The organism is Hanamia caeni (genome assembly GCF_003721595.1).
Taxonomy (GTDB): Bacteria; Bacteroidota; Bacteroidia; order Chitinophagales; family Chitinophagaceae; genus Ginsengibacter; species Ginsengibacter caeni.
Genome location: NZ_RJJR01000012.1, coordinates 63264 through 75253 on the forward strand (window position 1 = coordinate 63264; position 11990 = coordinate 75253).

Genomic DNA, 11990 nt, shown 5'->3' on the forward strand with positions numbered 1-11990 from the left:
TTTTTAAAATGAAAAGAATAAATATAATAGGAATAGCGCTGCTTTTAATGTGTGGCTCCTGCCAGAAAGTAATTGATAAGACGGATCTGTCGAAATTATCGCCTGATCTCCTTTTCTCTGATTCAACGCTGGTGCAATTGAACATGGATAATATTTATGACAATAATTTGCCACTATGGGGCGGCCAAAATACCAACAGCGTCTTAAGTGGTGTCCAAAGCCAGCTTTCTGAAGAAGGGCAATCTACAGGCAATAAATTTATGGAAGGAACGATGAGCTATGGAAGTGATGAGCCGCAAGATTATGGAACTTCTTTAAATACCAATAATACCCAACCAAAAACTAATTGGGGCAAAATCAGGCAGTTGAATACTTTCATTCAATCAGTTGAAAACAGTTCGTTGCCGGATTATACCAAGACAAAATTCATAGCGCAGGCAAAATTTTTTCGTGCTTTTCGTTATTGGGATATGGTAAGGATTTATGGCGGTGTGCCATTGGTGCTTGAGCCGCTTAATGGAGTAGGGGATGCAGCCCGTGAAGCTGCATTACTTCCAAGAAATAAAACCTCAGAATGCTTTGCTCAAATTGGAAACGATCTTGATTTTGCTATCGCGAACCTTCCCGGAAAATGGCCTTCCAATTCCGATTGGGGCAAAATAACCAGTGGCGCCGCTGCAGCATTTAAAGGACGTGTATTGTTATATTATGCAAGCCCGATGTTCAACCCAAATGATGATCAGGCCAGGTGGCAGGCCGCATACGATGCGAACTCAATTGCAAAACAAATTCTTGATGCAAATGGATTTGGTCTTAATAGTAGTTACAAAAACATGTGGTTCAAGGAAGTTAATAACCCTGAAGCGGTAATGGTTACAAGCTACAACACAGCTTCCGGCGACCAGGAAAAGAAAAATAATGGATGGGATAAATCATGCAGGCCTTCTTATCTTTTTGGAAGTGGTTCCAATCTTCCAACGTGGGAAATGGTAGAAGCTTACCCGATGAAAGATGGCAAAATGCCCGGTGATGCAACCGGGATGTATCCTTATTATGACTCGTTGTATTACAAAGACAGAGATCCGAGATTTTATGCAACCATTGCTTATAATGGTTGTACATGGCCCCTGGACGGTAATACGAATTTCAAGCTTTGGACTTATTATGAAACCTCGTCCAAATCAACAGAGCCCAAAGCTTCCAATACCGGATTTTATTGCAGGAAAGCCGTTTCTGAAGGATCATTTACTTTTGGAGATCCTCAATATAGCGGCACAGACTGGATGGAAATCCGCTATGCGGAGGTATTGTTGAATTTAGCTGAAAGTGCCATTGGAGTAGGTAAAACTTCAGAATCAGACGAAGGATATTCAGGTATCATCGCCGTCAGGCAACGAGCTGGTATTGAAGCAGGCACAGATGGCTTATACGGTTTGAAACCGGGAATGAGCCGTGAGGAATTATTCGATGCAATTTTAAAAGAAAGGCAAATTGAATTTGCGTTTGAAGGAAAAAGATTTTGGGATTTATATCGCTGGAAAAGGATGTCGGATTTAAACGGATGGTATAGAAACAGAATTAGGATTGCCCTTAAATCCGGTGATGATATTCCTTCAGCTGCAAGTCTGAAAGATCCTACAAGCTCAAATTACAGGGATGTGCAAAATTTGGACAGTATGACTGCTAAGTATTTTACGACAATCACAAATGATAATCATGATGATAGTAACCCCACTACAAAGCTGGACGCAAATCCTATCAACTTTTTGCCAACTTATTATTTTTTCCCGATTCCACAGGCAGCAATTAATAATGATCCTAATCTAAATCAAAACAATAATTGGGGTGGCTCTTTTGATCCGTTGCAATAAGATGGTGAATTGTGACTTGAGAAAATTAAAAAACAAATTATTTGTTGCTTTACTGAGTAAGAGAAATTGAATTAGTTCGAAAGCGAGTCCCTCTGCTTTGTAAATTTTATAACTAAAAAATATCGATATAGATGAAAAAAAAATCAATCCGGTTCCTGTTATTGATTGTAATATGTGGCTTTGTGCAAAATGCTTTTGCCCAGTATCCTCATGAATCCAAAGAACAACAAGAGGCTGCTGCTGCGATGATGAAAGAGGCATATCGCAAATCAGATTCTGCATGGGCGGTAGCATATCCTATCGTTCAGCGGGATGCAAGAAATGGAAAACCATACATTCCCTGGGCAGCGCGGCCAACCGATCTTCCTCAAGCATCAATTCCTGCTTTTCCAGGTGCAGAAGGCGGCGGAAAATATAGTTTTGGAGGACGTGGCGGGAAGGTGCTGGTAGTTACGAGTCTTGCAGATAGTGGTCCGGGAACTTTGCGCTGGGCCTGCGAGCAGGGTGGCGCACGGATAATCGTATTCAATGTAGCCGGTATTATTCGCATCAAAACTCCAATAATCGTCAGAGCGCCTTATGTTTCTATTGAGGGTCAAACAGCGCCAGGCGATGGCGTCTGCGTTGCGGGCGAATCTTTTTGGATCAATACTCATGATGTTGTGATAAGATTTATGCGTTTTCGCCGCGGAGAAACGAATGTAGCGCGTCGTGATGATGCGCTTGGCGGCAATCCTGTTGGTAATATAATTATTGATCATTGTTCCGCAAGTTGGGGCCTTGATGAAAATATGTCAATCTATCGGCACATGTTCAATCCTGAAGACGGTTCCAAAGACGAAAAGCATGGCACTGTGAACGTGACTATTCAGAACTGCATATCAGCAGAAGCGCTTGATACCTGGAACCATGCTTTTGGCAGCACTATGGGCGGTGAAAACTGTATGTTGGTGCGCAATCTTTGGGCGGACAATACAGCGCGGAATCCATCTATCGGCTGGAATGGCATTTTCAATTTTGTAAATAATATTGTCTTTAACTGGCATCACCGCTCAACTGACGGAGGCGATTATACTGCTTTGTACAATATGATAAATAATTATTACAAACCCGGGCCCGTAACAGACTTAAATACATCCGTTGGTCACAGAATACTTAAGCCAGAATCCGGCCGTAGTAAATTGCCTTATGTTGTTTTTGGGAGGGCTTACGTACATGGCAACATTATGAATAAAAATGAAAGAGTCACCAAAGATAATTGGGATGGTGGCGTGCAAATAGAAAACAGGAAAGGTGATGAGATGACATTGGATTCAGCAAAAAAATACTTCGCCTATATGAAAGTGGATAAGCCTTTTCCTCATGCGCCTGTAACCATTTTATCTGCGAAAGATGCTTACAATTATGTATTAAAAAATGTTGGGGCAACACTTCCGGTACGTGATCCTGTAGACAAGCGTGTTATCGAACAGGTACGCACAGGTAAAATTTCATACAGACCGATGGTTACAGACACAGATTTTCAGTTCAAAGTGAGGAAGTTGCCTAAAGAATCTTATAAAATGGGAATTATAACTAACATCAACCAGGTAGGTGGATATCCTGATTATAAAGGAACACCTTACGCAGATGCCGACAATGATGGCATCCCCGACAGTTATGAAAAAAGCCACGGCTTAAACGCCAATGATGCTTCCGATGCGGCAAAGCCCGCCAAAAATGGAGGAGGGTATACCAATATTGAAGTCTATTTAAACAGCGCAGTGCCTATCAATACCGTCAGGCCCGCACAAGGAATAAAATCTTAAATGTCTGCTTTATTGACAATGTTTTTTTAAACGTTTTTAAGAGAATTTTTAAAAAGAACAACATCGACAAAAGTTAAAATAAGCGAATGAAATCTTTATATTTAAGTTTTGGTATTTTATTAATTGCTTTCGCAATGTTGCCAGGTTTTGCCTTTGCGCAATATCCTGTAATACCCGCAGCGGTTCAGGCCAAAGCCGATTCCGTTTTGGAAGCCGCAAAGCACAAATCAGATATCGCCTGGCAAAATGCACTTCCAATCATAAAGAAAGAGGAAAAAGAAGGAAAGCCTTATGTACCGTGGGCTTCAAAACCATGGGATTTACCACAGGCAAATATTCCCGCGTTTCCGGGAGCCGAAGGTGGTGGTGCATTTTCGTTTGGTGGCCGTGGTGGAAAAGTAATTATCGTTACAAGCCTGGAAGACAGCGGCCCTGGAACTTTCAGAAATGCCTGCGAGCAGGGCGGTGCGAGAATAATTGTATTTAATGTATCCGGAATTATTCATTTAAAAGAACCAGTGAGTATTCGCGCGCCTTATATAACTATTGAAGGTCAATCCGCGCCGGGTGATGGCGTTTGCATTGCAGGTGAGTCGGTTTGGATAGACACTCATGATGTGGTTATTCGCTTCATGCGTTTTCGCCGTGGCGCTACAGAAGTTACACGGAGAGATGATGCATTGGGTGGAAATCCTGTTGGAAATATTATGATTGATCATGTTTCTGCCAGTTGGGGGTTAGATGAAAATATGTCTATTTACAGGCACGTATATGATCGTACTGGTAAAGATGTGAAATTGCCAACAGTAAACGTTACCATTCAAAACAGTATTTTTTCCGAAGGGCTTGACACTTATAATCACGCATTTGGAAGCACCATTGGCGGGTTGAATAGTACATTTATGAGGAATCTTTGGGCCAATAATGTGGCACGCAATCCTTCCGTGGGTATGTATGGTGATTTCGGTTTTGTAAATAATGTCGTCTTTAACTGGTGGAACCGCTCCGTCGACGGAGGTGACAATAATTCGCATTTTAATTTTATAAATAATTATTTCAAGCCTGGCCCGATAACACCAAAAGACAAGCCGATAAGCCATCGTATTCTAAAACCGGAATCGGGCCGTTCACGTAAGGATACGGCCATGTTTGGAAGAGCTTATGTGGTAGGAAATATTATGGACGGAAATGAAAAAGTTACCAGCGATAACTGGGATGGTGGCGTACAAATTGAAGACCTCCCAAATGCCGGAAAATATACTGCTGCAATCAGAACGGATGAACCTTTTGCTATTGCAAAATTATCAGTGATGAATGCACAGGATGCTTACCAATATGTGTTGGAACATGTGGGTGCTTTTCTTCCAAAAAGAGATGCGGTAGATAAAAGAGTAATTGAAGATGTAAGAACTGCTACAATCACAACCAGCCCCAATGCCGAACCTGCTGCCAAAAGCCCTTTTATTAAGCGGCGTTTGCCAGCTGATTCTTACAAAAAAGGCATTATCAGTGATATAAGCCAGGTGGGTGGCTACCCGGAATACAAAGGCACTCCTTATAAAGATTCTGATAACGATGGTATGCCGGATGAATATGAATTAAAACATAAGCTTAATCCAAAAGATGCAGCCGATGCATCGGCATATCGGAAGGACGGCTACACGAATATTGAAGAATACCTCAATAGTATTGTTAATATCAACGATGTAAGGCCTTCTGTAAAAAAATAGAATTTAATTTTAAAACGCAAGATTGAAGCTCACGATTAATGAACACACAAAATGCAGTAAAGCAGCATAAAGCATCGATTATTATTTTACGCCAGCCATACTATTGTTTAGTATGGCTGTTTATTTTTTTGACGGGTTCCGGTAATGTTTTTGCGCAAGCCAAAAATACAGAACCGTTACCTCCATTAACAGTTGCCAAAAACGGACATCTTATTTATAATCCTGATTCTCTCGGAAACCGCATTCCGAACTTTTCTTACTGTGGATACAAGGCATCGGAACAATCCATTCCTGATGTTCCGGTAAAAATTGTAGTACCACTCACGACTGGAGACGCAACCTTACGCATTCAGTCAGCTATTGATTATGTAGCCAACTTGCCCTTAGATAAAAATGGTTTCAGGGGAACTGTTTTATTGCAAAAAGGCACCTACAATATTTCAGGGCAATTGAAAATAGAAGCATCAGGAATTGTGTTAAGGGGAAGCGGAATGAATGATGGAACTGTTCTTTTGGGAACGGGTTTAGGCCGCGAAACATTAATCAGAATTAATGGAAAGAATGATAAAACCACGGGTACCGAAATTAAAATCACCGATGTGTACGTGCCGGTTAATGCAAATAAGTTTCATGTTCAAAATGCATCATTTAAAACAGGTGATTTTATAACCATTCACCGGCCTTCAACAAAAAACTGGATATCTCTTTTGGGAACTGAAACTTTTGGAGGCGGCATATCCGCCCTGGGTTGGAAGCCCGGTGAACGCGATATTTATTGGGATAGAAAAGTTGTTGCTGTAAATGGAAACACGATCACGATTGATGCTTCCATTACGACAGCACTTGATACAACTTATGGTGGTGGAACAGTTGCAGCATATAATTGGCCCGGAAGGATCACCAATGTTGGCATTGAAAATTTAACCTGCCAATCGACATATGATGAAACTAACCCAAAAGATGAAGCACATCGTTGGATGGCGATAACGATGGAAAACGTTATGGATGCATGGGTTCGCCAGGTAGTGTTTAAACATTTTGCAGGAAGCGCTGTTGATATACTGGCAACTGCAAAACGAATAACTGTCGAAGATTGTAAATCTCTTTCGCCAATATCAGAAATTGGCGGACAACGCAGGTACACTTTTTTAACCGCTGGTCAGCAAACGCTCATTCAGCGCTGCTACGCAGAAAGAGGTTATCACGATTTTGCGGTCGGCTTTTGTGTGCCTGGTCCGAATGCATTCGTTCAATGCGAGTCGAGGCAGCCCTATAGCTTTAGCGGAACGATTCAGAGCTGGGCTTCGGGTGTCTTATTTGATATTGTAAATATTGACGGACAAGCATTGCGTTTTGATAATCGTGGGCAGGATGGTCAGGGGGCAGGATGGACAGCAGCCAATTCAGTTTTCTGGCAATGCAGTGCGGCGCTTATTGATTGTTACAAACCGCCAACTGCAAACAATTATTCTTACGGTTCCTGGTCGCAATTTAATGGCGATGGATATTGGGAAAGTTCAAATGAACATGTGAATCCAAGGAGCCTATTTTATGCGCAGTTGCAGGAAAGATTGGGAAAAGATGTATCCCATGCTTCTTTTCTTTTACCAATAACCTCAGAAGCCTCCAGCAGTCCTACTGTTGCGGTAGCTGCGCAATTAACTGCTGAAGCGGCGAATCCCGCACCATTATTATCCGATTGGATTGACGAGTCTGATAAAAGAAATCCTATTCCTGTTGATGCTGCAGGCGCGAAAAAGATTGATGAAGTTGGAGTAGAGAAAATGCCGGTTATTGCAAATGCGCCAACTTTGCATATTGAAAATGGATGGCTGGTGCGTGGCAATCGTGTCGTTACCGGTGGCCGGCTTGACGTGCCCTGGTGGAATGGAAGCGTACAGCCAAAAGATTTACCAAAAATGAAGCCGGCAATTACCCGTTTTGTTCCAGGCCGCATTGGAAAAGGTTTGACAGATGAACTTGACGAAGAAACGGATAATATGGAAAAGAATCATATTGTCGCAGTTGAACAGAATTCTCCTCTCTGGTACGATCGCCGTCTCGATGACCATGAAAGAGTAAGACGGATGAACGGGGAGGTATGGCCGCCTTTTTATGAAATGCCATTTGCCAGAAGCGGCAAAGACACAGCCTGGGACGGCCTTAGCAAATATGATCTTACAAAATACAATCCCTGGTATTGGAGCCGTCTAAAACAATTTGCAAATCTTGCAGATCAGAAAGGGCTTGTTCTTATTCATCAAAATTATTTTCAGCATAACATCATTGAGGCAGGCGCTCATTATGCAAATTTTACGTGGCGACCCGTAAACAATATTAATAATACCGGCTTTCCTGAACCTCCACCTTACGCAGGCGACAAACGTATTTTCCTCGCTCAACAATTTTACGATGAAACTAATCCGGCACGAAGGCCTTTGCATGAGGCTTACATCCGGCAATGCCTTAATAATTTTAAGGACAACAATGGCGTAATTCAATTTACAGCCGCCGAATTTACCGGCCCAAGGCATTTCGTTGCCTTTTGGCTGGATGTGATTGAGCAGTGGGAAAAAGAAAATAGTAAAAAAGAAATTATCGGTTTGAGTACAACGAAAGATGTACAGGATTCTATCCTTGCAGACCCGGAACGTGCTCCTGTTGTGGATATTATTGATATCCGGCAATGGCACTACCAGGCAAATGGTAGCTTATATGCACCTAAAGGTGGGGCAAGTCTTGCTCCCCGTCAATGGGCAAGATTATTAAAACCTAAAGCAAGTTCATTTGAACAGGTGTATAGAGCAGTTCTTGAATACCGTCAAAAATACCCGGGAAAAGCTGTTATGTATTCCGCTGATGGATACGATCGTTTTGGATGGGCGGCTTTTATGGCCGGTGGTTCGCTGGCAGCCATTCCAAGGATTTATGATGCAAAATTTTTGGAAGATGCTTCATCTATGCTGCCTGTTTTTAATTCATTAAATGCCGGCGAATATATTTTAGCAAAAAAAGATGGATATATTGTTTATGGAAAAGGATCAGTTAAAGTTGATCTTTCAAAATCTTCGGGACGCTTCAACGCTTCCTGGATAGATCCTAAAACAGGGAAAGAAAAGAAAGAGCAGAATGTTAGGGGCGGAAAAATTATTGATTTAAAATGTCCTGTTGATAGCGAGGTAATCTTGTGGTTGCATAAATAGCAAAACAGGAATTTGAAATATTCATTCGTTTACTGATTAGGATATTTTACCGCGAATGTATTAATCCGTTGAATCGTAATAATTGAGCAATTTTTTTTAAATTAAAATGGTTTATAAAATAGCATATAAAATTCTTTTGATCACCTTTTTTGGTGCATTGTTGTCTACTAACGGTATAGCACAAACGAAAAAATTTTCAAAAATAATCGCTTCTCCGAACGGACATTATTTAATGGAAAAAAATGGAAAGCCTTTTTTTTGGCTCGGTGATACTGGCTGGCTGATGTTTTTAAAATTGAATCGTGAAGAAGCCGATAAATATCTGGAAGACCGCAGGAAGAAAGGCTTCAATGTAATTCAAGTAATGGTAGTGCATTCTCCCGGCGAAGTTAATGTGTATGGTGACAGTGCTTTGATAAATAAAAATGTGGCAACTCCGAAGACGACCCCTGGAAATAAATTTTCCAATAAAAGGGAATATGATTTTTGGGATCATGTGGATTATATAATTGACAAAGCAGCAGAAAAAGGGATTTACATTGGTCTCGTGCCGGTATGGGGCGGCAATGTGAAAGCCGGTTTGGTTGATCAGCAACAGGCAAAAATTTATGCAACGTGGCTTGCCAACCGTTATAAGAATAAGCCGAATATTATTTGGATCAATGGCGGTGATATTCCCGGCAGTGATTCAATCAATGTTTGGAATACGATTGGCGAAACATTAGATTCAATTGATAAAAATCATCTCATCACTTTCCATCCAAGAGGCCGTACGATTTCTTCAATATGGTTTCAAAATGAAAAATGGTTAAAAATGAATATGTTCCAATCTGGACACAGAACTTATGCGCAGGACACTTCATCATCCGAGCCATTCAGGTTTGGCGAAGACAACTGGAAATATGTAAATCTTGTTTTTAATAAAAAACCAGTGAAGCCTGTATTGGATGGAGAACCATCATACGAAGGAATTCCGCACGGTTTACATGATACTACATTGCCAAGATGGAAAGCCAAAGATGTAAGACGATATGGATATTGGAGCGTTTTTGCTGGCGCTGCCGGTTTTACTTATGGCGACAATGCCGTAATGCAATTTCGTAAGGCAGGAGAGAAAACGGGAGCGTATGGTGCAAATGATTATTGGTTTGATGCCATAAACGACCCGGGGGCAGGGCAAATGATTTGGTTAAAAAAACTGATGTTGTCGAAACCTTATTTTGATAGGATACCAGACCAGGCGCTAGTTTCTGACCAGGGGAAAAAATATGATTACATCGCCGCGACAAGAGGAAAAGATTATGCATTTTTTTATGATTATAGCGGAAGGAATTTTAAGGTGAATATGAAAGAAATGCCCGTTGGAAAATTCACAGCTTCCTGGTACAATCCGAGAAATGGGAAGGAAACGAAAATTGGAATTTTTGCAACCAATGGCATTCGTGAATTTAATCCGCCTGGTGAAAAAAAAGATGGAAATGACTGGGTGCTCATCCTGGAAAAAAGTTAATGAAGAAATTTTTTATTATAGGATTGGTTTTAATATCGGTTGCTTCTTGTAATAATCGTGTGTACCTTTTCACGGGTTTTCATGAACCTGCAAACGCGGGTCTGCGGCTTCTTTACAGCTATGATGGTTATAAGTGGCAAGACCTTGATACTGTTTTTTTGAAGCCTGTAGTTGGTGATAAAATAATGCGTGATCCTTCCATTGTGCAAGGGCCGGATGGAGTTTTTCAAATAGTGTGGACATGTGCGTGGAAAGGAAACAAAGGTTTCGGTTATGCAAGTTCAAAAGACCTTATTCATTGGAGTGAAGAGCGCGTGATCGATGTAATGAAAAATGAACCAACGACGGTAAATGTGTGGGCGCCTGAAATATTTTATGATGATGTAGAAAAACAATTTATTATCATTTGGGCTTCCACTATTCCTTTTCGCTTTCCAAAAGGAATAGAAGATGAAGATAATAATCACAGGATGTATTATACAACAACAAAAGATTTTAAGACCTTCAGCGATACAAAGCTTTTTTATGATCCGGGTTTTAGTGTGATTGATTGCGAGATTTTAAAGCGGGGAAAGAAAGACTATGTTTTGATATTAAAAGACAATACAAGGCCGAATCATAATATAAAAGTTGCTTTTGGTAAAAGTCCCTTAGGCCCATATGGCAAGCCTTCTGAAGCATTTACGCCTTCATATACTGAAGGGCCTGCGGTTGAAAAAGTAGGCGACGCATATTTAATTTATTTTGACCAGTATAAGGATAAAATATATGGTGCGGTGAAGACGAAAGATTTTAAATCGTTTACCAACATAACAAAAGAAATAAGTGTACCCGAAGGGCATAAGCATGGAACGATTTTTAAAGTAAATAAAAAAGTATTAAAAAGGTTACTGAAATTTTCTACTCATAAATAAATTTTCCCGGTTGGTGGGGACACCAACCGGGGCAGTGCGCCGTGGGCGGTGTCCTCACCGCCCACAGTCAGGTAAAAAAATATCGAATAAGTTATTGAAATTTTCTACTCATAAATAAATTAAGATGCAAAACAAAGAAAATACATCCCGCCGCAATTTTTTGAAGAAAAGTTCTTTGGCTGGCGTTGGATTATTGACCATTCCACAGTTAGTTTCAACTGCTTTTGCTGAAGAGAAAAGAGGCAAAAAAATTGCTGTGTCTAAAGATGACGTTATCCTGTTCCAGGGTGATTCAATCACCGACGCTGGTAGAAAAAAAGACAAGACAAATCCGAACCAGGCTTCTGCATTGGGAAGCGGGTATGCGATGATTGCTGCATCGGGATTGCTTTACGATTATGCGGGTAAAAATTTAAAAATTTATAACAGGGGAGTGAGTGGTAATAAAGTATATCAGTTAGCCGATCGTTGGGATAATGATACGCTGAATTTAAAGCCAAATGTATTGAGCATACTGGTGGGGGTAAATGATTTCTGGCACACACTGGTAAACGGTTATAAGGGAACCATCAAAACCTACCGTGATGATTATAAAACTTTACTGGACAGAACGAAACAAACTCTTCCTGATGTAAAACTCATTATTGGTGAGCCTTATGCAGTCATCGGGGTGAAATCGGTTGATGAAAAATGGTATCCTGCTTTTGATGAATATCGCAAAGCTGCCCGTGAGATTGCGGCAAGTTATGATGCTGTTTTTATTCCGTATCAAAGTATTTATGATAAGGCGCAAAAGTTAGCTCCTGGCGCATATTGGACGGCGGATGGTGTACATCCAACATTGGCAGGTGCCCGCCTGATGGCTCATGCATGGATGGAAGCAGTAAAAGGATAAATATGCAGAATTCCTGTTCTGAAGGACAGACTCAAAAGTGATGCTGAATCATTTTGTTC

General features: G+C 40.9%; 7 protein-coding genes. All 7 read left to right on the forward strand.

Annotated elements, in window-relative coordinates; translation table 11 throughout:
* Positions 1-8: 8 nt before the first annotated feature.
* The 7 genes from EFY79_RS14205 (at position 9) to EFY79_RS14235 (ending at position 11931) form a co-directional block, all read left to right on the forward strand.
* On the forward strand, positions 9-1871 hold the full coding sequence (locus tag EFY79_RS14205; protein ID WP_123121389.1) for a RagB/SusD family nutrient uptake outer membrane protein: 1863 nt from the start codon (positions 9-11) through the stop codon (positions 1869-1871).
* Between the two features lie 131 nt (positions 1872-2002).
* Positions 2003-3679 carry a pectate lyase family protein gene (locus EFY79_RS14210; RefSeq protein WP_123121390.1) on the forward strand — a complete coding sequence of 559 codons (1677 nt, stop codon included), beginning with the start codon at positions 2003-2005 and terminating at the stop codon, positions 3677-3679.
* A gap of 134 nt (positions 3680-3813) precedes the next feature.
* On the forward strand, positions 3814-5409 hold the full coding sequence (locus EFY79_RS14215; RefSeq protein ID WP_123121508.1) for a pectate lyase family protein: 1596 nt from the start codon (positions 3814-3816) through the stop codon (positions 5407-5409).
* Between the two features lie 38 nt (positions 5410-5447).
* Positions 5448-8612, forward strand: coding sequence for a DUF6298 domain-containing protein (locus EFY79_RS14220; protein ID WP_233578012.1), 3165 nt, complete (start codon positions 5448-5450; stop codon positions 8610-8612).
* Between the two features lie 106 nt (positions 8613-8718).
* Entirely contained in the window at positions 8719-10122 is a 1404-nt protein-coding gene (locus EFY79_RS14225) for a glycoside hydrolase family 140 protein (RefSeq protein ID WP_123121391.1), read from the forward strand.
* Positions 10122-11036, forward strand: coding sequence for a glycoside hydrolase family 43 protein (locus tag EFY79_RS14230; protein WP_123121392.1), 915 nt, complete (start codon positions 10122-10124; stop codon positions 11034-11036). The genes EFY79_RS14225 and EFY79_RS14230 overlap by 1 nt, the downstream gene beginning before the upstream one ends.
* A gap of 124 nt (positions 11037-11160) precedes the next feature.
* Positions 11161-11931: a GDSL-type esterase/lipase family protein gene (locus tag EFY79_RS14235; RefSeq protein ID WP_123121393.1), complete on the forward strand. Its 771-nt coding sequence runs from the start codon at positions 11161-11163 to the stop codon at positions 11929-11931.
* The last annotated feature ends 59 nt before the right edge of the window (positions 11932-11990 follow it).

Bases quoted from the DNA above. Each gene is read 5' to 3' on its own strand.
- EFY79_RS14205 (WP_123121389.1), top strand. From the start codon at position 9: ATGAAAAGAATAAATATAATAGGAATAGCGCTGCTTTTAATGTGTGGC.
- EFY79_RS14210 (WP_123121390.1), top strand. From the start codon at position 2,003: ATGAAAAAAAAATCAATCCGGTTCCTGTTATTGATTGTAATATGTGGC.
- EFY79_RS14215 (WP_123121508.1), top strand. From the start codon at position 3,814: ATGTTGCCAGGTTTTGCCTTTGCGCAATATCCTGTAATACCCGCAGCG.
- EFY79_RS14220 (WP_233578012.1), top strand. From the start codon at position 5,448: ATGAACACACAAAATGCAGTAAAGCAGCATAAAGCATCGATTATTATT.
- EFY79_RS14225 (WP_123121391.1), top strand. From the start codon at position 8,719: ATGGTTTATAAAATAGCATATAAAATTCTTTTGATCACCTTTTTTGGT.
- EFY79_RS14230 (WP_123121392.1), top strand. From the start codon at position 10,122: ATGAAGAAATTTTTTATTATAGGATTGGTTTTAATATCGGTTGCTTCT.
- EFY79_RS14235 (WP_123121393.1), top strand. From the start codon at position 11,161: ATGCAAAACAAAGAAAATACATCCCGCCGCAATTTTTTGAAGAAAAGT.